Source organism: Mariniphaga sediminis (assembly GCF_003573545.1).
GTDB classification, from domain to species: Bacteria; Bacteroidota; Bacteroidia; order Bacteroidales; family Prolixibacteraceae; genus Mariniphaga; species Mariniphaga sediminis.
Genome location: NZ_QWET01000006.1, coordinates 225339 through 250177, shown reverse-complemented (window position 1 = coordinate 250177; position 24839 = coordinate 225339). Strand labels below are relative to the sequence as shown.

Below are 24839 nucleotides of genomic sequence, written 5' to 3'. Positions count from 1 at the left end.
TTGAAATATTTCTTTGCAGTTTATTTTAAGCATTAAACCAGGTTTAGAATAAGGTTGTTGATGGTATAATACATCCGGTTCACAGGTGAAGTATTGAATGAAATTAGTCAAAAGCATAAAGTCAAGAGAAGAGCAGACCTTTGAGTTAATATTCAGAAGGTACTATGTAAGGCTGTGCAGTTTTGCAAATAAGTTCATTCATGATACTGCTGAATCAGAAGAAATAGTTCAGGAAGCCTTTCTTAGTATATGGAAGAAAAGGGATCGATTAAATCTGGATGATGATATTCGTCCTTATCTTTTTAAATCAGTACAAAATCTTTGTTATAACTTTTTGGAACATCAAAAAGTGGAAGAAAAGTATTACCAGGTTATTGAAATAGCATATAGAAACCAGAAGGAAGACTTTCATACTTTTGAATCTGTTTTGTATTCCGAACTTCAGGTTAAAGTGGATGAGGCCATTGATTCATTGCCACAGAAATGCAGGGAGATATTTTGTTTGAGTCGTTTTGACGGTTTAAAATATACGGAAATAGCCGAAAAACTTCACATATCTGTAAAAACAGTGGAAACACAAATGAGTCGTGCCCTGGTTACCTTACGAAGAGAGTTGAGTGATTATCTTGTTATTATCATTCTCATCCTTCTGCAAAAATAGAATAGCGTGTTAATCGAGACCCCGGTTAGAAGTACGCTGATTTGTTTTTCCTCCCAAATTCATAAAAAAGATTAATTTTTTGTCAGGGTAAAATCAAACTTACCTGTGTAAGCATATAACAAGAAAGAATAGATGGATAGATTTGATGATCATACAATACTTTACCGTTTCTTTAAAAAGGAGACATCAGAAGGGGAAAACGAGGAAATTATTCATTGGGTTTCTGCTTCTGAGGAAAACCGCGAGGAATTCCGAAAAGTGCATAAGATATTCCTTTCAAGCAACTTTAAACAATTCCAGTCAGAGATTGATATTGATGATGCCTGGGACAAGTTATATCAATCTCTGAAAGAATACAGAAGCCATTCCGGAACTTTAAACGTTTCTTTATTATTAAAAGTGGCAGCCTCTGTTCTTATACTTGTTGCTGTTGGTTTGGGTAGTATCTGGACCTATGAAAACATTTTTAAGGGAAGTACATTTGCGATTGTTCACATTGAAGCCCCGGCGGGCGAAAAGTCAAAGATTCAGCTTGCAGATGGCAGCAGTGTGTGGCTGAATTCAGAAACCGTTTTAACTTACGATGCTACCAATCCCAGAAATGTTCGCGTGGAAGGGGAGGCGTTTTTTGATATACAGAAAGATGCCGGGAACCCATTTTGGGTTGAGACAGCCTCCGGAATGACAGTGAAAGTAACAGGAACCCGGTTTAATCTCAGGAGCTATGCCGGTGATCCCTTTGTGGAAACAACCCTTGAGGAAGGCCGGGTGGAGATATTGGGAGAAAATGCTGTGCGGTTGGCAGAATTAAATCCGGGGCAACAAGCCAGGTATACAATCCGGGGAGGTGAAGTGGAGGTAAAAAAGGTTTCGCCCGAGTTATATTCCTTATGGAAAAACAACGAAATCATTTTTTCTGAAACCTCTTTTTATGATTTAGTTCCGCAAATAGAGCGGTGGTATGGAGTTTCAGTCGAATTAGATGAAGGAATTAACAAGGAAGACCGGTTTACAATGACCATTAAAACGGAAAGCTTGCGTGAATTGCTTGATATGATGAAATTAACATCAGATTTTGATTATGAAATAGTAGGTTCCAGGGTAAAAATATATTCAAAATAAAGAAGGAAAGTGTCCGACCACTTTCCTTCAAAATCACCATGAGATGGTGATATTAATATTTATCAATTAACACTGTAAAAGTATGAAAAAAAAGCGAAGCCTTTATGAGTGCAGGCGAATTCCCTGCACTAAAAAAGTTTTTAGGATTATGAAAATAACAACTTTTCTTTTGTTTGTAATGTTTTTTCAGGTTTCCGCCGGCGTCTTTTCCCAGAACAGAGGACTTATTAACCTGAAAGCTGAGAATGAATCTTTGAAGGAGATACTTAGATTGGTAGAGAATCAGAGTAATTACAGATTTTTATACAATAGTAACAACATTAATGTAGAACAGAAAAAAAATATCAACTGTCAGGCAAAAAGCATTAATGAAGTTTTGGATGTGCTTTTTAATGGTACGGATATTAAGTACCGCTCTTTTGAAAAGACCTATGTTCTTTTTTCGGAAGAAAGGGGAGGGAATCTCCCTTCAGGGGATATACTCACCTCACCTCTCCAGCAACGAACGGTTTCGGGCAAGGTAACTGATTCCGATGGGTTGCCTTTGCCCGGGGTAACGGTTGTGATTAAAGGGACTACTCAGGGAACAGTAACAAATACTGATGGGAGTTACTCGCTTGGTAATGTTCCTGAAAATGCTATTCTTAGTTTTTCATTTGTTGGGATGAAAACCCAGGAAATTCCTGTGGAAAGCCAAACAACAATTGATCTAATCATGGCAAGTATGAGTGTGGGGATTGAAGAGGTTGTTGCCATTGGTTATGGAACTTTAACAAAATCAGATTTAACAGGTTCAATCGGGAGTATAAGCAGCGAAGAACTTACAATTAAAGGTACAACATCTCCAATAGAAGCACTGCAAGGACAGGTTGCAGGTGTCAATATTAATGCAACTTCAGGTCGTACCGGTACTGACTTTGAAATTAAAATCAGGGGCGACAACTCTCTAACCGGCGGTAATCCACTTTATGTTGTGGATGGTATGGTCACAGGGGGTATTCAGTTTCTTAATCCTCAGGATATTGAGCGAATCGATATTTTAAAAGATGCATCATCAACCGCAATATATGGATCACGTGGTTCTAACGGTGTGGTAATTGTCACAACCAAGTTAGCCTCTAATTTAAAAAGTAATAAACCTGTAATTTCTTATAGTGGCTATTATGGCGTAAGGGCTCCCGCCCGCCTCCCGGATCTGATGGATGGCGATGAATATTGGGAATACCGTCAAAATGCTTATTTGGGGGCAGAATATTATTCCGGTGCTGATATTACCTTACCTGAGTACAACCAGGAATGGGTAGATGCAAGGACAAACTTTGCTGCCAGTCCAACATTAAGAAATATTTTGGCGGAGAAAAATTATACTGACTGGCAAAATGTAATGACCAATAACGGTTATCAGCAAAATCATTGGCTTTCTGTTTCAGCGCAAGGTGATAATAATATGTCTTATTTGTTCGGAATTGGCTATCAAACAGAAAAAGGAATACTGGCTAACGAGTGGATGAATCGTTATAACTTTAAGGCAAGTATCAACCATGAAATTTCTGATAAATGGTCAGTAGGGGCAAATGTTAACGTTGCCATAGCAGAGTTAGAATTTGGAGAAGGTGGAAATGAAAACATTTGGGATGCATTCAACCTTCCTCCAACAGTAGCAACTTATATCCCGGAAGGTTTTGATAATGCGGGCGAGCTAAACCTAACACCGGCAACTTTTGACGGAATGCAAATCAATGGTGCATATAACCCGTTAATTACCATAAATAACTTGCGTGATAATACACATAAATTAGATTTATTAGGTAATATTTTTTTACAGTATTCGCCAATTACAGATTTACATCTTAAGTCTACGTTTTCTCCATATATTGAAGTTGAAAAACGGGGCACATTCCAGGGATCGGAAACAACCCAAAGAAAGCTCAAAGATCCTGCCGCTACGCTGCAAGAAGAAGATTTTTTTATGTATACCTGGGATAACCAGTTAGATTATAAAAAGAATTTCAATGATCATGAATTAAGTTTTATGGCTTTATTTAGTGTTAGCGCTTCACGAAGTGAAACTATGTATGTTGCTGTTGAAAATTTGCCATTTGAATCGTTATGGCATAATATTGGTTCTGCCCCCGACATTAAAGAGGTAAGAAGTAGCTTTTCCAAAACCTCATTAATTTCTGGATTAGGGCGTTTAAATTACAGTTATCAAGGCAAATACCTGGTAACAGCATCATTTCGTACAGATGCCTCTTCAAAACTTGCAATGGGGCACAGATGGGCAAATTTTCCATCGGTTGGTGCGGCGTGGAGAGCTTCACAAGAGGAATTCCTGCAAAGTATAAATATGCTTTCAAACCTGAAGGTAAGGGCTACTTTCGGCTATACGGGGAACAATAATATAAGGCCTTATTCGACACAAAGATATGCGACTTTACAGAAATATTATGATTTTGATGGTACCGTTGCCAATGGTTTTTCTCCATCGAATTTTGCGAATGCAAACCTTACCTGGGAAAAAACGCGTGAGTTGAATCTTGGAGTCGATTTTGGCTTTTTCGGGAATAGAATAAATGGTAGTATTGACGTGTATGATAAATTATCAACAGGTCTGTTGTTGAGTCGGAAACTTGCTTTCGAAACAGGCTGGAATTCAGTTACTGCCAATGTAGGTTCAGTTAGCAATAAAGGCATTGAATTTATGTTAAACACAGTAAATATTTCTACAAAAAACCTGACATGGACAACTACATTCAACTTTTCAAAAAATATTAATGCTATTGAGGAACTTTATGGAGGAGATGAGGATGATCTCGGAAACCTGTGGTTTATCGGCAAACCAGTTAATGTTAACTACACCTACGTATTTGACGGGATTTGGCAGGCAGACCAAGTAGAGGAAGCTAAAGTATACGGGCAGCTTGAAGGGCAGGCACGTGCCAAAGACCTGGACAACAATAAGGTTATTGACAGTAAAGACCGTAAAATTATTGGCACTCCCGATCCGAGCTGGTCGGGTAACTTTTCTACTTCTCTCATGTATCGGGGATTCGACCTCAATGTATCCTTATTTACCCAGCAAGGGGTTCAGGTTTTCAGTGAATTTCACAGAACCTATACTAAATTCGATGAACGCTGGCGTAATAAGTTGAACGTGAACTACTATATGGTAGGAAATAATATAACAGAAGCCCGGGTTTCAAATGAATATCCTATGCCTAAAAACAGTGGGATATATTGGGCGGCAGAAGATATGGGTTTTTATAAAGATGCCTCTTTTGTAAAAGTGAAGAATATTGCGTTAGGCTATACATTTAGCCCCGCATTATTAAAAAAGGTTGATATAAAATCACTTCGGCTATACATGAATGTTTTAAATCCTTTTGTTTTTACAGATTTCGATGGTTACGACCCGGAATGGGCTGGCAGAAGCCGCCATGGTGGAGGAATAAGCTCAATTACATATCAATTCGGGGTTAATGTTAAATTCTAATCTTATTTAAAATGAACTCAATAATGAAAAAATTATTCATCATATATTCAGGAGTTGTTTTACTTTTATTAGCTGCATGTGAACCATTCCTGGAAGAGGAAAACTATACTTCTATAGTAGCTGATAATTTATATGCTACTAAAACGGGGTACGAAGGTTTAGTTAATTCATGTTATTCGTCGCTTCGTGATATTTATGGTGAAGAGCCCTGGCTCTTTTGCGCTGGTACAGATATGTATGTTGAAGGGAAAGCATCTCAACCTGCCGGATTAAGTGAATACCAGGCTTTAACTGCAACGGATGGAAGTGTATTATCCTTCTATCAAAATCTTTACAAAAGTATTCAACTTTGTAATACCGCAATCTATTATAATGATAAAACCGAAACTTATGATGCTCTTTCCCAGCGTGTGGCAGAAGCGCAGTTTATCCGGGCTTTAGCATATTTTAAATTAGTGCAGCACTTCGGTGGAGTAAGTATTATTAAACAGATGATAGACGAACCGGTTACCTCATTTGCTCGGAATAGTTCAGAGGAAGTATATGAATTTATAATCGAAGATTTAGAAGATGCACTGGCTGGACTTCCTGTGGAGCCTGAAAATTTTGGACGTCCAACTAAGGGGGCGGCTAACCATTTTTTAGCTAAAGTTTATTTGACCAGGGGATATGAATCTTTCGGAACAGAAAACGATTTTACTACCGCAGCTAATTACGCTGAAGATGCAATCAATGGAAAGGGTTTGAACTTAACGTATCACGAACTTTTTTCCCCTGGGAATGAAAATAATGAAGAAATTCTGTTTTCTGTCCAATACGATAAGGTATCAATGCTGGATCTGTATAGCGATGGGAACAGGCAAAATTATTATTTTGGTGCAAACCTGGGAGCCAATGGAAATGCTGCCGGATATCCTGCTCGTTCTTACAACTTGTGTCCCACAATGTATGTGTACGACCTCTATAATGAATACGATTCCAGATGGGAAGCATCATTCATGAATATCATTTATGAACGTTATTACGATTATTACGACAGGCCCGATGAACTCGACCAATTGGTAGTTACCCAATATTACCCGCAATCCTGGGAAGTTGAGAATGCTGAATTATGGCAAGAAGAGTCTGTTTTAAGAAGCCAGGCAGTTATATACCCCTATTCTCCCAATTGGGTAGCTTCACCTGCAACGCTTCTTAACAGAGAAACCCCATGTGTAAAAAAGTTTGACGATCCTACTTCTTATGCATCAGGTTTTGGTAGTAATTCCAGAGATATTTTCCTTGCCCGTTTGGGGGAGACTTATCTGATTGCCGCTGAAGCATATTTTAAAGCAGGTGATTTAGCCAATGCCGCCCGTACTATAAATGTGGTACGTACTCGTGCAGCAAAATCAGGCAAAGAGGCTGAGATGCAAATTTCCGCAAACGGAATAACTATCAATACTATATTAGACGAACGTGCTCTTGAACTACTCGGCGAATACCATCGGTGGGAAGATTTGAAACGCACGGGTACACTTATCGAACGTACTAAAATGTACAACCGGGATATTAAAGAGTGGTTTGACAATGGTACCAATCCTTTTGAAGGAGTCAAAAGTGAATTGAAATTGTTAAGGCCAATTCCGCAACAAGCTCTTGATTTAAACCAAAATAAAGATTTTGGGCAAAATCCCGGCTACTAGTTCTGGTCCTTTAGAAAGGAGTTAATCCAAGATTTAATAAAATGGTTTCTAAGCATATATTGCTAAGCATAGTTTTATTATGCAGTATTGTTATACCTGGCTGTAACGAGGATGGGTGGGAATACCTTTTTAATGGCAAAAACCTGGAAGGGTGGAAACAATTAGGAGGTGTTGCAAAATTTGAAGTAATAAATGGTGAAATTGTTGGTACAACTGTACTTAACACCCCAAATACATTTTTAACAACAGAGAAACTGTATTCAGATTTTATCCTTGAAGTGGAGTTCATTCTCTCTGTGAGAATGAACTCCGGAATACAGTTCCGTTCTGAAAGTTACCCGGAATATAACAATGGAGTTGTACATGGCTACCAGTGCGAGGTTGATCCATCTGAAAGGTCGTGGAGCGGGGGAATATTCGATGAATCTCGCCGCAGTTGGCTATATCCGGTTGATTTAAATCCCGATGCAAAGTCAGCATTTAAAATTGGGGAATGGAACAAATTTCGTATCGAATGTATTGGGAGTTCAATGCGTACCTGGTTAAACGGGATACCCGTTGCCCATCTGATTGATGATATGACACCAGAGGGATTTATTGCTCTTCAAGTACACTCCATCCGCGATAATAAAGAACATTTGGGAAGGCAGATTAAATGGAGAAATATCCGCATTAAAACCAAGAACCTTGTGCCATCTCCACCCGACAATATTTACATTGTCAATCTAATCCCGAATGATCTCAATCCGTCCGAGGTTTTTCAAGGCTATAAGTTGTTGTTCGATGGTGAAACTACCGATGGCTGGGAAAGTTTTTGTAAGGATAGTATCTACCTGGATAGATGGGTAGCAGAAGATGGAGTTTTATCGTACCATCCCGAATTCGGAAGTAAAAAAAATAATATCGCAACGGTCGAAAACTATAATGCATTTGACCTAAAATTTGATTTTAACCTTAGTGCGCAATCAGAAAGCGGTATTATTTATAGAATGGGCAAAGTGGATCTTTCTAAAGGGCTGGAGTATCAGTTGTTTGATGATCTGAGTTATTCCGACGAACAAATAAGTATAGACAATGGTCATGCATGCGCATCGCTGTTCGGGTTAATTCCTGCTAAATATTACCCTTGGATGAACAAAAAACCAGGGACCTGGAATCAGGGACGTATTATTCTTTCTGCAGACGACAAAGTTCAGCATTGGTTAAACGGAAGGAAAGTGGTAGAATACGACTTAAAAGATGGCATAGTTCAAGATTTAGTCACAGGAGCTAAACCTTCGATAATCAAGGATTTTATGATTGCAAAAGAAAGTCCTGTAATACTGCAGGCGAGCGAGGGGGTTGTAGCCTTTCGTAGCATTAAAATAAGGCGACTCTGAAGATAAGGGTATGTAGTTCAGGAGAATGCAAAATAAAATTAAACAATTAAATAGAATGAAAAACCTATCTATAACAGCCATATTACTGATACCCATCTTTTTTGCGTCAGGTAATCTATTTGCTGATAGTAACGAGAAAGAAGGAAAATTTTTACTTGATTTCAACTGGCGGTTTAAGCTTGAATCTGAAATAGCTGCTGAAAGTCAGGAAACTATTCATTTACTGGAAATGAAGTCATTGGCAAAAGCCGGATTGCATAATGGGATAACCGGACTAAATTTTTCCGATAGTACATGGCGAAATATTGACTTACCCCACGATTGGGCTGTTGAATTAGATTTTGTGAATGATCCGAACCTGGAATCACATGGTTATCATCCTGTTGGACACAAGTATTTGGAAAATTCAATTGGGTGGTATAGGAAGAAGTTTTTTATACCCAAAAATGATGAAGGCAAGAGGCTCAATATAAAATTTGACGGAGTGTTCCGCAATTGTGAAGTTTGGCTAAATGGATTTCTTTTGGGGAATAATACCGGCGGCTATATGGAGTTTTCTTTTGATGTCACCGATATAATTAATTACGGAGGCAACAATGCTTTAACCGTAAGGGTTGATGCATCGAAATATGAAGGTTGGTGGTATGAAGGTGCCGGAATTTACAGGCACGTATGGTTAATTAAAGATGCACAAGCATATATTCCTGAAAACGGGATATATGTGTTCTGCAATGTAATGGATAATTATTCCTGGGTTAATATCCAGACAAATTTGATTTGTAAAGATTCAGATGCAGAAAAATACCAACTGTTCCATAGTATCATAGATGGTGAGGGGAATGTTATTGGGAAAATGAATGAATCCGTTTTACTCAAAAAAGATTCGGAGAGGAAAATCTCAGGTAAAATCAAAATAACAAATCCAACCCTTTGGTCTATCGATAATCCCTACCTCTATAAGCTCATATCGGAAGTTAAATGTGGTGATGAATTACTGGACTACAAAGAAACAACCTTTGGAATAAGAACGGTTCGGTTTGACCCCGAAAAAGGGTTTTTCTTAAATGAAAAACCTCTAAAAATAAAAGGGGCCTGTGTCCATCAGGATCATGCAGGTGTAGGTGTTGCATTGCCTGACCGCCTGCAATATTATAGAATTGAGAGGCTCAAGGAAATGGGGTGTAACGCGTATCGAAGCGCACATCACCCTCCAACCCCCGAATTGTTGGAGGCCTGTGATAAACTGGGGATGCTGGTAATGGACGAAACAAGGCTATTATCAAGCACTAAAGAATATTTAGACCAATTCGAAAGATTAATCTTAAGAGACCGCAACCACCCCTCAGTAATTATCTGGTCATTGGGTAATGAAGAAATGAATATTCATAACGTTGAATCAGGAAAAAGAGTGGCACAAACCTTAAAAACGATTCAACGCAAACTAGATCCATCTCGGTTATGTACCTACGCAGGAAACAACAGAGGAAATTATCACGGGGTTAACGAAGTAGTAGATGTAAGAGGGGTCAATTATTATGGACGGACTTATGATAATGTTAGAACAAATAACATTGATCAATACCACAAAGAAAACCCAACCCAACCAATATTAGGAAGTGAAGAAGCCAGCACTTTATGCACTCGTGGGCAATATACTGTCAACGAGTATAAGGCATTTATGAGTGATTATGACAAAAAGGAGAATACATTCTATCCATGGTGCACGAATGCTGAAGAATGGTGGAAATACTTTATGGAAAGAGAATGGATGGCAGGCGGGTTTATATGGACCGGTTTCGATTACAGGGGGGAGCCGGGCCCTTATATTTGGCCAGCGGTGTCTAGCAATTTTGGAGTAATGGATGTTTGTGGATTCCCTAAAAACAACTACTACTATTATAAATCATGGTGGACTGACGAAGATGTCCTGCATATCTATCCGCACTGGAACTGGCCGGGGAAAACGGGAGATACCATCAATGTTTGGTGCCAAACAAATTGTGAAAGTGTGGAACTTTTTCTAAATGGGAAAAGCCTTGGCGAAAAATCGGTAGAAAAGTACTCACATGTTGAGTGGGATGTGGTTTACGAACCGGGTTTATTGGAAGCAAGAGGAATAAAAAATGGAAAAAAGATTGTAAAAAAAATTGAGACAACAGAAGCAGTTGCCATGCTTACTATTTCTCCGGACAGAAGAACTATTAATGCTGACGGTGAAGATGTAAGTGTCGTAAACATTACTGCCCTTGATATACATGGGCGAGAAGTTCCTGATGCAGATAATTTTATCGTTTTCGAAATTGAGGGGAACGGTAAAATTATAGGAGTTGGCAATGGAAATCCAAGCAGTCATGAGCCAGATAAAATACTGGAAGGGAAATATTTCCGCAGGCTGTTCAATGGCAAATGCCAGGTTATTGTGCAAGCAAACAGGCAGGCAGGTAAAATTAAGCTTACAGCTATTTCTGATGAACTAAAGCCATGCTCGGTCGAAATAGAGGCAAAAAAATCTACCGTGCGACCCTGTGTCAATGATTTTCAAGAAGGGAGTTTTTGATATGAAAGCAATCTACGCAATTTTATTTCTGATAATCCCGGTTTATTGGGGTTGTAAAACCAATAATAAACCAATTAAAGAACGCCTGCAACAAGTGGCAACTGTAAGTGGGTTTAAGATGGATGGCTACTGGGTTTGGGGTGGTTCCGTAATTAAAGTCGATTCTACCTACCATATGTTTGCTTCGAGGTGGCCTAAAAAAAGGGAGTTCCCCTACGATTATTTCGAACATTCAGAAATTGTCAGGGCAACTTCTACCTCATTTACCGGGCCTTATGATTTTAAGGAAGTCGTTATTGGCGAAAGGGATTCATCTTTCTGGGATTCAAATATGGCACACAATCCTACCATTCATAAGATTGGAAACGAATACGTATTGTTTTATATCGGTTCTGATTTCTCAACCATGAGATCCGGTAGCGATAAGTATTTCCTGAGGCGGGTTGGTTATGCAGTATCTGCTTCAATTGAAGGTCCATGGAGAAGGTCGGATCAAGCCATTATCAATTTCGAATCGAACAATCCCGCCATATTGCAGGACAACGACAGCATAACGATGGTTTACCGTGATGCCGACTTAAAAGTATCTTTAGCTAAAGCCAGTAATTATAGTGGACCCTATCAGGTTATTAACGACGATGTTTGGGGTGACGCCAGAATAGAAGATTTCTACCTCTTTAAGAACGGAGGCAAATACCATTTGATTTGTGAAGATAATATTGGAGCCATCACCGGGCATGAACGATGGGGGGCTCATTTATTCTCTGAAGATGGTGTGAACAATTGGCAAATATACAAAGACCTCGTTGTTTACGACCATGATATTCAGTATGATGACGGTTCTGTGTTGCACTGCAACCGGAGAGAACGCCCTCAATTGTTTATCGACGAAGGTTTTATTAAAGGGCTGTTGACGGCTGTCTATGATGGAGAAAATAGTTGGTGCCAGCCCATTGAAATATTCCCTTTCGTTCGAATTAGGAATGATTGAGAGGGAACATATGTAGTCAAATATCATGAATAAAATATACCGAAATATGAATTTAATATTGTTTTTACCACTATTTGTTGCACTAATCATTTGTAGATATCCCATTGATGAAAAGACCATACAAGGGAAAAACGAAGCAAAAAAAGAAATTAATACTACAGATTTGCATTATGTCAACATAGTCCTCGAAAATGTTGAAGGAGATATTGTTGACAGGGCAAAAAATATCATGCAACGTATATTTGAAGAAAGGACGGAACCAATGGGTGGCCATTCGCACGACAAGTATTCCTTTCACAAAAATATTTATTTATGTAAAGACAGCAAGCTCCCCTTTGACGGGTTTAAAATAGAAAAATTATCGGATGATGAGATACGGGTTACCGGAGGAGGGGAACACGGAATCCTGTATGGCTGCGGAAAACTTCTCAGGTTAGCAGAAATAAGCCCCCGTAATATAATTTTTCACGATAGTCCGGAAGTCAGTGCCCCTGTTAAGAAAGACAGGGGCATGTACTTCTGTGTCCACAATTATAACTTTTCACAGGTTGCCCCTGAGGATGTCCTTATTGAATACCTTGAAGATTTAGCCTTATGGGGGATCAACGATTGTGCGGTAATTTATCATAAATTCCAATACACCGGACTTGACCAGCCTGAAGCAAAAGAATATTTAACCCGGCTAAACCTGATATTGCGGACTGCTGAATCTTTGGGCATGAAAACAACTGTGTTTATCATGGCCAATGATGGGTTTATAAATAGCCCATTGGATTTAAGGTATAAAACAGAAATCCCCAGGAATTGGGGGACAGAAATTTGTCCTTCCAACCCGGAAGGTATGGAGTTACTAAAAAGAGAGTTTGAGGAAAGTCTGCTTGCACTAAAGCCACTCGATCAGATGGTTATGTGGCCCTATGATAGCGGTGGGTGCGGTTGTGAAAAATGTTATCCCTGGGGTTCAAACGGATATATGCTTTTATCGAAAGAATTCAGTAAAATTTTTCATCGTGTTTTTCCCAAAGGGAAATTTTATTTGGGAACCTGGTTTTTCGATTACAACTGTGGTAACATAGGTGACTGGGATGCCTTATTGAAAAAATTTGATAACAAGGAGTTGGACTGGATTGATGGGATTCTGGCAGATGGCACATATGTTAACGGATACTTTCCTAAACAGGTGGTCGAAAATAAACACAGGATAGATAAACCCATCATTAGTTTTCTGGATATTAGTATGCCCCAGGGGGGCCCATGGGGAGGGTTTGGTTCTAACCCAATGCCCAAACATATCCAGGAACAATGGAACTTGTCAAAAGATTTGATTATTGGTGGGCTACCCTATACAGAGGGAATCCATGAAGATATTAACAAGGTTTTATGGGCACAGCTTTGTTGGGATCCTGAAAGAAACACAATGGATATTCTCAAGGAATATGTCAGTTATGAATTTTCCAGGGAACATGCCAATGAAATAACGAAAGCTATTGCTGCAATTGAACCCTCGCGCTGGCGGGTAGGTAAAAACAGAGTTTATGACTTCAGTGGTTCGCCAAAGGTTTGGGAAGAACTATCATACTACGACAGGACTTTAAGTTGGTATGCCCGAAATTCTTGGCGTTGGAGGCAAACTTTATTAAGAGCAAAAATTGATGCGGAGATGGCACTTTCAAATGGAGAGCCAACTGCAGAAGTCGGGAGGGCTTACGACGAACTTTTTCGCATAAACTACCTCGACGACCGTGCCTTGAAGTATATACGGCCTTACGATGTTATCCCCGACCCTGAAAAAGGGGGTAAGGCATTAATGGACCTTCAGCGGGGTAGGAGCATAACTGATTTCTGTTCATACAGTCCCAAAGAGCATGTAGATATAATAGACCCTAAATAAGTCGGGATGTACAATTCAGTATCAAATGCCCGAAGTGAGGCAGGAAATGAAACAATTGAAATTATTGAGCAAAAATACAAACAAGAGTAGAGAAATGAATATGAGAATTTTGAAGTTGATAGCCGTAACGCTTTTTGTGCAATTATTGATCGATTTATCCTTATGCACAAATGCATTCGGGCAAGACCCGCTAAGATTTAAAGCAGACATAGAAAAGTTTAAAACTGCTTCTGAAGTCAATTCAACCCATTTAGCCGTGTTTGCCGGAAGTTCAAGTTTTGCGCATTGGACTTTCCTCCAGGAATCATTCCCCGGAAAGAATGTATTAAATTGTGGTTTTGGAGGGTCGCAAACCAGCGACCTGATATATTATGCCAACGAAGCGATAATCAGATATAATCCTGAAACGGTATTTATTTATGAAGGGGATAACGATATCAGCTATGGTAAATCTTCCGAAGAGATTTTAGAAGATACCCGGGAACTTATTTACATTATCCATTCCAATTTACCCAATGCCAAAATTGTTTTTATAGCACCAAAACCCAGCCAAAGAAGGTGGGATAAAGGGTTGAAAGATAAATACCTCGAATACAATTCCTTGCTTAAAAAGGAGGTTCGAAAATACAAATATGTAAAAATGGTTGATGTGTGGAATATAATGCTTGATAAGAGTGGTGTGCCCAATAAATCACTTTTTATGGACGACAATTTACACATGACAAAACCGGGTTATGCCCTTTGGGCAAAAAAGCTAAAGAAATATATGCCTTAGCATAAAAGGAAATTTGAATAAAAGTAAGAATGTTGATAATGCGTTAAATATTAGAAGTTTAAGGAATGAATAATCAATTAAAGTTAATACTTATATTACTTATTAATGTGCTGTGTCTCAATAATATTTCAGCACAAAATAATGGTAGTGCAACATTTAAAGTTGCAGATAATATTATTGAGAGTACTTCATTCAAAATTATTAATAAAAAAACCAGGGAACTTTTTGATAATACGAATGGACTTCCGGTTTCTGCAGAATATGAAATGGATAGTCCTTACCACCGTTGGGAATATATGAATGGGGTTTTAGCCATCGGGATGATTCGACTAAGTGAAGTTTCGGGAAACGAAAAATACAAATCATATGCTTTAAATAATTACCGCTACATTTTTGACAACCTGGAATATTTTAAGAAGCAGCACGAAAATGGAATAAGGAACCCTTCTGTATTTCAATATTTCGAAATGGGATTATTGGATCATTGTGGTGCTATGTCAGCTGGTTTGTGTGATGTTTACGAATTTGACTCCCAAAAAGAATACAAAGAATATTTGAATCGTGCTGCCAATTATATTTCTAGTGATGAGCTTCGTTTTGATGATCGCACATTAGTCAGGAGTTGGCCCCGGAAAATGACCCTTTGGGCAGATGATTTATACATGAGTGTCCCTTTTCTGGCTCGTATGGCGAAAATTACAGGCGACAGTAAATACCTCGATGATGCGATCTTACAAGTTGAAAACTTCAGTAAATACCTCTATAACAAAAATAATGGGTTGTATTTTCATTGCTATTACAGCGACAATGGGCAGAATGGCGTAGCACATTGGGGGCGTTGTAACGGGTGGGTAATGATGGCTCAGGTAGAGTTGCTCAGTGTATTGCCCGAAGACCATCCCAAAAGAAATCATTTGATCCATCTTCTGGAAGACCATATTGTAGGGCTTTCGCGCTGCCAGGATAATAGTGGAATGTGGCACCAACTAATCAATAAGCCCGATTCTTACCTCGAAAGTTCAGCAACCGCAATGATTATATACGGTGTTGCTAAAGCAGTTAGTGAAGGTTGGATAAATCCTTCGTATGCAAGCATTGCAATAAGCGGATGGAAAGGATTGGTTAAAAAGATAACGGAAAAAGGCGAGGTGGAAGATATATGCGTTGGCACGGGGATACAGGATAACCTTCGATTTTATTACGACAGACCAACAAAATTAAACGACAACCATGGTCTTGGCGCGGTAATATTGGCCGGTGCCGAAATAATCAAATTGGATTTGTGGATGGAGCAAATGAAAAGTAAATGAAGATAAAATTATAAGCAATCAAAAATATAAGTATCCATGGAAAAGATAAAAAATAGCACAAGTTGCAATAATGAAACAGAAAATCAACGCCGGAAATTTTTAAAAAATGCGTTGGCAATTGGAGCATTTACTGTAGTTCCATCGCATTATGTTTTTGGCGGATTCGATGCAAAAGGTAACAAACGCCCAACTCCCCCCAGCGATAAAGTAAACCTTGCTTGTTGTGGAATTGGGCATCAGGGGAATTATGATATAAACAAATTGTTCGATACCGGATTGGCCAATGTTGTAGCTCTGTGCGATGTTGATTTGGGAGGACCGCGTACGTTGGAGATAATGGAAAAATTCCCTGATGCGCCTCGTTTTTACGATTTCAGGGAAATGTTCGATAAAAAGGGAAACCAAATTGATGCTGTATCTGTTGCTACTCCCGATTTTTCACATTTTCCCATAACAATATTGGCCATGTCGCTGGGGAAGCATGTTTTTGTAGAAAAACCACTAACACATACTTTTCAGGAAGCAGAACTTTTAATAAAGGCAGAAAAAAAGTACAAAGTCGCCTGCCAGATGGGTAACCAGGGGCATTCGGGGGCAAATTATTTTCAGTTTAAAACCTGGGTTGAAGCCGGAATCATTAAAAATGTTTCAAAGATTACCGTTTTTATGAATGGCAGCAGGCGCTGGCATGGCCTAAAAGTATACGATTATTTGGAAAAGCAACCTATTCCTGAAACATTGGATTGGGATTTATGGAATGCAACAGCCCAATACCACAAATACAATGTTGGTTATGTTGATGGTGACTGGCGTTCGTGGTATGACTTTGGAAACGGTGCATTAGGCGACTGGGGAGCTCATCTTTTTGATACAGCCCATGAATTCCTGGAATTAGGATTGCCAACAGAAGTTATCCCTCAAAACATTGGAGGATACAGCCCCCTGGTTTTTCCGCAGGAATCAACCTTGCTTTTTAAATTCCCTGAACGAGAAAAAATGCCCCCTGTTGAAATGACCTGGTACGATGGAGTTAATAACCTACCTCCATTACCCGATGAGTTTGGAAATCTGGCAGAAGACAAAGATATTCCATCACCCACAGGAGGAAGTATTGGCACCAAAGAGAATCAGCCCGGAAAAATTATTTATGGAGAAGGATTAACATTTAAAGGTGGATCACATAGCTCTACTCTATCAATTATTCCAGAATCGAAAGCCCTTGAAATGAAAAACAGTTTACCCGAAGTACCGGAAAGCCCATCGAATCACTACGAGAATTTCCTCCTTTCGTGCAAAGGGGAAGAAAAATGCCGGTCTTCTTTTGATGTTTCTGGTCCGTTAACACAGGTAATGATGTTGGGTGTAATTGCACAGCGGCTAAATAGTAGTTTGTCATTCGACCCCAAGAAAAAGAAAATAACAAACAATGAAATTGCCAATGCATATCTTATTGGACCACCTCCTCGCAAAGGCTGGGAAGAGTTCTATAAATTATAATGAAAGAGTATAAAGTGATGACGCAAATGAAAAACAAACGAAGATAAATTATAAAGATATTCGAATGCATTACAGGTACATGATACTATTCGTTTTATTGGTTTCAATTGGAGGTCAGATATTCGCTCAAAACAGAACAGATATAAGCCTCTTTTCGAAAAGTGACAGCTCAGTATATCTAAATGAAATTAGGTCTGCAACCGGAGATCTGTTTTACGATTTAGGGCATCATGGCCCTGCCGTCGAAAATGAGTGGTTGGGATTTAGATTTTATTTTGATAAAAAGGCCGCCATTGATGTCTATTCAAAAACAAAACCGGGTTTAGAACTGCGGAAAGCTCGTTGGTATCCTACAGTCAAACAGCAGGCAGAAGGGTGGGGGGCTGACTATTACAAAGTTGGCGCAACAGTTGGCTTGGGGGGTATTCGTCTCTGGGACGGAGAAAAAGTTGTACTGCTTAATCCGGTTTCAAACCGGGTTGCCCGCGTGGAAAAAGAGGGAACAGAGTCTTTCATGGAATTGCTATCTGAAGATGTGCCTTATAAAAACACAACCGTTGATGTGCTGGTTCGGCTTACGGTTTTTTCAGGTATTCGAAAAGCCAGGGTTGAGGCATTTGCCTTAACGGATGATGATGTACAGTTTGTGACTGGTATTAATTACCACAAAAGCCAAAAGGTAGTTAAGGAAGCAAACTACATTGCAACCTGGGGCCTTCATCCCGAAGACATTGTAGCTAATAGAGTAGAACTGGGAGCAGCAATCATTTATAACCCTGATGATTTTGAAAAGAAATTAAGTCAATATGACCAGTATCTGCTTGTATCAAAACCATGCAAGCATTTGGAATACTGGATTACTTCAGCGAATGCAAAGGAGCCGGAACTTAATACCATTGAGAAATTTATTGAAGCTATAAATCATTAAAAAATTAGTAATATGAAATATGTAATAAGTCTCTCATTTTTATTTATTTATTTATTCGTTACCCCGCAGGAGAGTCCAACCCTGTTTTTATGGCCTGATCGGGAGGATACAAGCACAGAATCAGAGCCTTCCATCCTGCCTGACAGGGGCGATGGTGTCATTCGATTAACCAATGTAACAAACCCCTCATTAACTGTCTTTGAAGCTCCTGAAAATAAAAAGAACGGAGTAGCTGTTATCGTTAGTCCGGGTGGGGGCTTCAAGCATCTTTGTATTAACAAAGAAGGATCTGAAATAGCTGAGTGGTTAAATGAACTGGGAGTTACAGCATTTCTGTTGGAATACAGGGTGCCGGACAAACGTGACCTGGCTGCCCGGGATATTCAGCGTGCAATGAGGCTGGTACGCAGTACAGCTAATGAGTGGGGAATTAATCCTGACAAACTGGGCGTTATTGGATTTTCTGCCGGAGGGAATTTAAGTGCACAGGTATCGGGTATCCCCAAAAATTTGTATGAACCAACCGATGCCGCCGATACAATTTCATGCATTCCCAATTTTGCCATGCTGATTTATCCGGGAGGAATGGGAAATGCCAACTCCCGGGCATTGCCTGAAAATGTATCTTTTGGAGCAGGCTCTCCTCCCATGTTTATTTATGCTACAGCTGACGACGGTATCGCCAACTATGGCTCTCTTAATGTAGCTGAAGCGCTGCTTGAATTAAAAATTCCTGTCGAACTCCACATGATTCCTGAAGGAGGCCACGGCTATGGAATGCGCGCCAATTATAGTGCAGCGCGCGTGTGGCCGGAATTAGCAGAAAAATGGCTGTATAAATATATTCTAACTAATCAAAACTAAAATAGAATGAAACAATCTTATACAAAATACTCCATCCTGGTTTTTTGCTCACTCTTCATTTCAATTTCATCGAGCGCACAGAAGATTTTTCCCGGTGCCGTTGGATTTGGAACTGAATTCCGTGGAGCTTACCAGGGAAGCGAAACCCCAACTATTTTAACAGTAGATACCCTTTATGCAGGAATTCTAAAAACAGGAACAAACCGTGGGTCATTTCAATGGGCTGTTTCACAAACTTTTCCCAGAATAATAGTATTTGAAGTAGGAGGAGTAATTGATTATAGTACTACAAATACCAGGTATTTCCATATTGATAATCCGTATATAAACATCTATGGGCAAACAGCTCCCAGCCCCGGAATTACTTTAAAATCAGTTTGTATCTACTTTAGGTCGCATGATTTATTAATGCAGCACATAGCTATTCGTTATGGAGATTATCCAAGGCCAGATGGTACTATCTCGCCTGAAGACTGTTTTACCGGATTAGATGGAAGCTATAATGCAGTGGTAGACCATTGTTCATTTAGCTGGGGGGCAGATGAAGTATTTGGTTCGTACGGGAAAAATTTCACTTTATCAAACTGTTTAACATACGAAGCTTTAAATTATTCATATCACGCCAATGAGAGTGGGGAGAATGAACCTGAGGCGCATGGATTTGGCGCAATAGTAAGTTCTCCCACCAATGTAACTATCTATAATTGTTTGTTGGGGTGGTACACCAGTCGATTTCCTTTGTTTCGGACTGATACTATTGCATATATTAACAACTATGCTACAGGCTATGCACTTTTAGGTGCAGATGTCAGGAGAGCAGCAACAGGCAATAATGCGGCATTTATTGGGAATAGTTTTTATCCGACTCCGGGAATGACCAGTTCAAAATCAGAATATTTCATTTACTGGAGAAATGGCCTGGATATTTCAAGTACGATATACATGCATGATAATAACTGTATTAAGAGCGACGAAGGTCAGAGTCAGAGATACTGCATATTCACTTACATGAGTGAAACAGAACGGAATGCCATTTATACCGACAACCCGGAAGAAAATGTTGTGGATGTGAGTAAGTACAAAATAGTACCTGCCGATGATGTAATTGACAGCATATTAATAAATTCCGGAATGAGGCCATGGGATAGAGACTATTATGACGCATTAGCTCTTGAAAAATTGAAATTTGGTGATCAGGATTATTTGAATAGCCCCAGGGCACAGCCTGCAAAAGCTTATAATTTAAGTCCTCAGGATGGCTTGAAAACCACTGCCGGGAATATGGGCAATGGGTATGACTTTAGTGCGAATAACGTAGTTTTTACGGTAAACGGGACTACAATAAGCCTAACTGCAAATACAACAAGTCAAAGCCAGGTACTGGACGCTATTAATGCACAATTGCCGGAAGGAACCATTGCCATTGACCATCCAAACCGGATGTGTAAACATATAATTATCCAAACTACTACACCTGGTAGTGACAAGGAAATTGTTATTGGAGGAGATGCTTCGGTATTCGGGATTGCCAGTGGCACATATAAAGGGCAAGATGCACCCTATGGTGATTATGAATATCCATCTGCACGTAATAGTTTGGATATACCTGCGAATGCACATTCAGATGATAATTTAAATGGCTATACCAACATTGAAGAATGGGTCTACAGCATCGCAAATCCCGGAGGTATAATATCTTCCACCACTGAGATTGGTAATGGCAATAACAATTCTTTGAATAACATCTCCATTTACCCTAATCCTAATAATGGAAAGTTTTTCTTAAATGTATCGAATTTACAGAACGGTGAATATATCAAAAAGATCACCATTACAAATGTTTCTGGTCAGACGGTATATAGTTCAGAATTTGAAAGATCGGAACAATTCACCACAAAAGAGTTCAACCTTTCTGAATTTTCTCCGGGCCTTTATAATCTGAATGTGTTGTCAGGCACAAATATCAGAGTATCTAAATCAATCATTATTCATTGATACATTTTTATGTGGATATGAAAATTAAGTGGAACAATAAAATATTCAACCTAAAACAATTGCCAATGAAAAGAAAGTAATGAAGTGTAAGAAAATCTTTGTGTTTATACCAAAACTAAATTTTTAAAATCATGAAAAATCTAAACATAAAATTTATTATTCTTTTGATGAGTTTTTTGTCTGTATGGATAACATCTCAAGGGCAAAGAATATTCCCCGGGGCAGTTGGCTATGGTACAGAGACCCGAGGTGCTTACGGCAGCGAAGTAGAACCCATTGTTTTAACTGTGGATACCCTTTATGCAGGAGTTTTGCAAACAGGTACTTATAGTGGCTCCTTTCAATGGGCTGTAACCCAAACCTATCCGAGAATAGTTGTTTTTGAAGTTGGAGGTGTAATAGATTATAGTAGCGGTGCTGCCCGTTGGTTTGAAATAACAAGCCCCTATATCAATATTTATGGGCAAACTGCACCTGATCCCGGAATTACAATAAAGTCAATGGCCGTTTATTTTAATTCACACGACCTTTTAATGCAAAATATTGCTATCCGATATGGCGATTACCTTAGACCGGATGGTACTGTTGATGTTGAGGATTGTTTTACAGCATTATCAGGAAGTTATAATATTGTACTTGACCATTGTTCTTTTAGCTGGGGATCAGATGAACTATTTGGCGTGTACAGTGGGAATTTTACCATTTCAAATTGTTTATTATATGAAGCTTTACACTATTCTTATCATGCGAATGAAAGTGCACCAAATGAACCGGAAGCTCATGGTTTTGGGGCAATTGTAAGGTCACCAATCAGGGCTTCAATATATAATAACTTATTTGGGTGGTTTACAAACCGGTTCCCTCATATCATTACTGATTCGGTCATATATATCAATAATTATGCTACAGGTTATGCACTTACAGGAGTTGATGTCTCAGCTGCTGCTACAGGCAATAACGGGGCATTTATCGGAAATAATTTTTACCCAACACCTTCAATGACTGATTCCAAATCTGAATATTTCAGTTATTGGAGGATGGGGCTGAATACCTCGAGTACAATTTATATGAACGACAATAATTGTATCAGGAAAGATTCCGGGTTCACTGAACGACAATGTGTTTTCTCTTATATGCCTTCAACAAATGTAGATGCAATCTTTACTGATAATTCTGCGTCCAATGTACTTGATATTAGCGAATATAATATAGTCCCTGCGGATGATGTTATTGATAGCGTTTTAGTGAATTCAGGAAGTAGACCATGGAATAGGGATTACTTTGATTCACTGGCTATTGTGAAATTAAAAGCTGGAGAGCAAGATTATTTGAACAGTCCAAGGGCTCAACCGGCAAAAGCATATAATCTAAGTGTTCTGGATGGATTGTTAACAAGAGATGGCAATATGCTAAATGGTTATGACTTTAGTGCCAACAATGTTAGCTTTACGGTAAATAGTACATCAATAAATTTAACCACCAATACAACAAATCAAAGTCAGGTGTTAAGTGCAATTAATGCACAGTTACCATCGGGTACTGAGGCTATAGATCATCCCAACCCGCTTTGTCATCATATTATTATTCAAACTACTTCAGCTGGGGCTAACCAACAAATTGTTATAGGAGGAGATGCTTCGGTGTTTGGAATAGCCAATGGGACTTATGTTGGTCAGGATGCACCTTATATCGAACTGAATTATACACCCACAAGGCACACATTAGGTATTCCTTCAAACCCACATTGCGATGGCGATAATGATGGATATACAAACATTGAGGAATGGGCCTATGCGCTTATGAATTCGACCTTCGTTGCAGATACAACATGCGCTGACACAACAACTACGGATACAACACTTGTAAAGATTGCATATGTAACTTCAAACCGGGTAATGGATACCACGGCAACCAGTACTGATAATGATACCATAATACGAATGTTAAGGGCGGATGAAAATCTTGATGTAACCGTCTTTGCGGTTGCGGATAACGCAACAGTGGACTTTACAGGTTACGACGTCGCAATTATACAGGAGAGTTTTGGTTCAACTGCCGATATTTTAAAACCTACCGGTTCAGCAGGGCTGGAAAATATCCATATTCCATTTATTTATAATAAGGTTTATGCTTTACGCGACAATAGGGCTGTTGATACAGGAGGAGGTACCAGTGCCGATATCTCAAGCTTGTCCATTACAGTCGACCCTTCATTCCAGTCTAATGAATTGTTTGACAGTATTACTTTCACAAATAATGCATTTGATGTGTTCCATTCAACCGCAAATGATAATGGAGGTGACGGAACCAAATCATTAAATTATACATATGGGTTAAGCCTCTCAGATACAACATCCTTATTGGGCACAGCAACCGGAATTACTGATACAACGCATTCAATATTTATAAATGACCTTGATTCCGGGGCACAAATAGGTTCAGAAGTATTACAGGCAAGGATGATTGCGTTTGGGATGAATTTTGGAGCGATAAGCGCAGACTATGGTACAAATATGACAAGTAATGGTTTAAGGCTTTGGCATAATGCTGTTTACAGCCTGGCTGGTCTTAATGATACTGTTCCGGCTGTACCAGACACTACTAATATCCAGGTCGCGTATATTACTTACAATAAAACCATGGATACAAGTGCAACTGCCGTCACAAATGATACTATAATTGGTCTATTGGAAGCGGATGACAATTTCGATGTAACGGTGTTCGCTGTAGGCAGTGATAGTACAATAAGTTTGTCGGGCTTCGACATTGCTGTTGTGCAGGAAAGTTTTAGCTCTTTAGCCGATATATTGAAGCCTACAGGTTCTGCCGGGCTGGCAAATATAAACATCCCATTTATATACAATAAAGTATATGCTTTACAAAATAATAGAGCCGTTAGCAGTGGGGGAGGTTCAAGCGGAGATGCGTCAGGATTGGCGATAACGGTCAGCCCTGCTCATCAATCGAACGAATTGTTTAATGGGATTAGTTTTACCAATAATGAATTTAGTGTCTTTGATACTACTGCCAGTGATTATGGAGGAGTAGGAACAAAAGCTTTAAATTATACCTATAATCTGACAATTTCAGACACCACTACATTGATCGGCACAGTAAGTGAAATTACAGATACAACAAATTCAATATTTCTAAACGATATACCTGCAGGCACAACGGTAGGTTCAGAGACTTTATCTGCCAGAATGATTGCATTTGGGATGAATTTTGGGGCAATGAGTAAAGATTATGGAACAAACATCACAAGTGCAGGAATTACCTTATGGCGTAACGCCTTCTACAGCCTGGCAGGTTTAACTGTACCGACAACCCCGGTAACTTCATTAAAGTCGGCACAGCTGAATTATGTTGCAGAAAAGGAAGTTGAGGAGGCTATGATTAAAGTTTATCCGAACCCGGTTAATGACAAACTTAATATATCAGCCAATGATAAGATAAGTAAAGTTTTAATGTATGATCTTTTAGGTACAAAAATACTTGAGATAACACCTCAAAGTAATAATTCCCAAATCGATCTTCATGGGATGCCTCCGGGGACTTATATCCTGAAAATAAAGACGGGAAATAGGTTGGAGTTGCATAAAATACTTAAGAGGTAGGTTTCTGTGATATGATGTAAGTGAATGATTGGATCCTGAGAATCATCACGACGATCGGGATTCAATCATAATTA

15 protein-coding genes are annotated in these 24839 nt (G+C 39.1%); all 15 read left to right on the top strand.

Annotated features, from left to right (window positions below):
* The first annotated feature begins 97 nt into the window (after positions 1-97).
* The 15 genes from D1164_RS10010 to D1164_RS09940 all read left to right on the top strand — a co-directional run bounded on the left by D1164_RS10010 (position 98) and on the right by D1164_RS09940 (position 24765).
* Complete coding sequence (locus D1164_RS10010) at positions 98-661, top strand: RNA polymerase sigma-70 factor (RefSeq protein ID WP_119349830.1); 564 nt, start codon at positions 98-100, stop codon at positions 659-661.
* A gap of 132 nt (positions 662-793) precedes the next feature.
* Positions 794-1783 carry a FecR family protein gene (locus tag D1164_RS10005; protein ID WP_119349829.1) on the top strand — a complete coding sequence of 330 codons (990 nt, stop codon included), beginning with the start codon at positions 794-796 and terminating at the stop codon, positions 1781-1783.
* Positions 1784-1931: 148 nt separating this feature from the next.
* Complete coding sequence (locus D1164_RS10000) at positions 1932-5276, top strand: TonB-dependent receptor (protein WP_172594410.1); 3345 nt, start codon at positions 1932-1934, stop codon at positions 5274-5276.
* A gap of 23 nt (positions 5277-5299) precedes the next feature.
* Positions 5300-6961, top strand: coding sequence for a RagB/SusD family nutrient uptake outer membrane protein (locus tag D1164_RS09995; RefSeq protein WP_172594409.1), 1662 nt, complete (start codon positions 5300-5302; stop codon positions 6959-6961).
* Between the two features lie 41 nt (positions 6962-7002).
* Positions 7003-8340, top strand: a complete 1338-nt coding sequence (locus D1164_RS09990; RefSeq protein ID WP_119349826.1) for a 3-keto-disaccharide hydrolase — start codon at positions 7003-7005, stop codon at positions 8338-8340.
* A 55-nt stretch (positions 8341-8395) separates the two neighbouring features.
* Positions 8396-10897 carry a beta-galactosidase GalA gene (galA, locus tag D1164_RS09985; RefSeq protein ID WP_172594408.1) on the top strand — a complete coding sequence of 834 codons (2502 nt, stop codon included), beginning with the start codon at positions 8396-8398 and terminating at the stop codon, positions 10895-10897.
* 1 nt (position 10898) lies between these two features.
* The gene (locus D1164_RS09980; RefSeq protein ID WP_119349824.1) at positions 10899-11888 is read left to right on the top strand and encodes a glycoside hydrolase family protein; all 990 of its coding nucleotides are present in this window, start codon (positions 10899-10901) and stop codon (positions 11886-11888) included.
* 46 nt (positions 11889-11934) lie between these two features.
* On the top strand, positions 11935-13779 hold the full coding sequence (locus D1164_RS09975) for a hypothetical protein (RefSeq protein WP_147372130.1): 1845 nt from the start codon (positions 11935-11937) through the stop codon (positions 13777-13779).
* A gap of 94 nt (positions 13780-13873) precedes the next feature.
* Positions 13874-14554 carry a GDSL-type esterase/lipase family protein gene (locus D1164_RS09970; protein ID WP_206610974.1) on the top strand — a complete coding sequence of 227 codons (681 nt, stop codon included), beginning with the start codon at positions 13874-13876 and terminating at the stop codon, positions 14552-14554.
* A 65-nt stretch (positions 14555-14619) separates the two neighbouring features.
* A complete protein-coding gene (locus D1164_RS09965; RefSeq protein WP_119349822.1) occupies positions 14620-15864 on the top strand; it encodes a glycoside hydrolase family 88/105 protein in 1245 nt (414 codons plus the stop codon).
* 36 nt (positions 15865-15900) lie between these two features.
* Positions 15901-17361: a Gfo/Idh/MocA family oxidoreductase gene (locus tag D1164_RS09960; protein ID WP_119349821.1), complete on the top strand. Its 1461-nt coding sequence runs from the start codon at positions 15901-15903 to the stop codon at positions 17359-17361.
* Between the two features lie 64 nt (positions 17362-17425).
* Entirely contained in the window at positions 17426-18289 is an 864-nt protein-coding gene (locus tag D1164_RS09955) for a DUF4861 family protein (RefSeq protein ID WP_241558276.1), read from the top strand.
* A 12-nt stretch (positions 18290-18301) separates the two neighbouring features.
* Positions 18302-19153: an alpha/beta hydrolase gene (locus D1164_RS09950; protein WP_119349819.1), complete on the top strand. Its 852-nt coding sequence runs from the start codon at positions 18302-18304 to the stop codon at positions 19151-19153.
* Positions 19154-19159: 6 nt separating this feature from the next.
* Positions 19160-21148 (top strand): T9SS type A sorting domain-containing protein, encoded by a 1989-nt coding sequence (locus tag D1164_RS09945; RefSeq protein ID WP_119349818.1) that lies wholly within the window; start codon positions 19160-19162, stop codon positions 21146-21148.
* Between the two features lie 131 nt (positions 21149-21279).
* Complete coding sequence (locus D1164_RS09940; RefSeq protein ID WP_119349817.1) at positions 21280-24765, top strand: T9SS type A sorting domain-containing protein; 3486 nt, start codon at positions 21280-21282, stop codon at positions 24763-24765.
* Positions 24766-24839 lie beyond the last annotated feature (74 nt).

Bases quoted from the DNA above. Each gene is read 5' to 3' on its own strand.
- D1164_RS10010 (WP_119349830.1), top strand. From the start codon at position 98: ATGAAATTAGTCAAAAGCATAAAGTCAAGAGAAGAGCAGACCTTTGAG.
- D1164_RS10005 (WP_119349829.1), top strand. From the start codon at position 794: ATGGATAGATTTGATGATCATACAATACTTTACCGTTTCTTTAAAAAG.
- D1164_RS10000 (WP_172594410.1), top strand. From the start codon at position 1,932: ATGAAAATAACAACTTTTCTTTTGTTTGTAATGTTTTTTCAGGTTTCC.
- D1164_RS09995 (WP_172594409.1), top strand. From the start codon at position 5,300: ATGAAAAAATTATTCATCATATATTCAGGAGTTGTTTTACTTTTATTA.
- D1164_RS09990 (WP_119349826.1), top strand. From the start codon at position 7,003: ATGGTTTCTAAGCATATATTGCTAAGCATAGTTTTATTATGCAGTATT.
- galA (WP_172594408.1), top strand. From the start codon at position 8,396: ATGAAAAACCTATCTATAACAGCCATATTACTGATACCCATCTTTTTT.
- D1164_RS09980 (WP_119349824.1), top strand. From the start codon at position 10,899: ATGAAAGCAATCTACGCAATTTTATTTCTGATAATCCCGGTTTATTGG.
- D1164_RS09975 (WP_147372130.1), top strand. From the start codon at position 11,935: ATGAATTTAATATTGTTTTTACCACTATTTGTTGCACTAATCATTTGT.
- D1164_RS09970 (WP_206610974.1), top strand. From the start codon at position 13,874: ATGAATATGAGAATTTTGAAGTTGATAGCCGTAACGCTTTTTGTGCAA.
- D1164_RS09965 (WP_119349822.1), top strand. From the start codon at position 14,620: ATGAATAATCAATTAAAGTTAATACTTATATTACTTATTAATGTGCTG.
- D1164_RS09960 (WP_119349821.1), top strand. From the start codon at position 15,901: ATGGAAAAGATAAAAAATAGCACAAGTTGCAATAATGAAACAGAAAAT.
- D1164_RS09955 (WP_241558276.1), top strand. From the start codon at position 17,426: ATGCATTACAGGTACATGATACTATTCGTTTTATTGGTTTCAATTGGA.
- D1164_RS09950 (WP_119349819.1), top strand. From the start codon at position 18,302: ATGAAATATGTAATAAGTCTCTCATTTTTATTTATTTATTTATTCGTT.
- D1164_RS09945 (WP_119349818.1), top strand. From the start codon at position 19,160: ATGAAACAATCTTATACAAAATACTCCATCCTGGTTTTTTGCTCACTC.
- D1164_RS09940 (WP_119349817.1), top strand. From the start codon at position 21,280: ATGAAAAATCTAAACATAAAATTTATTATTCTTTTGATGAGTTTTTTG.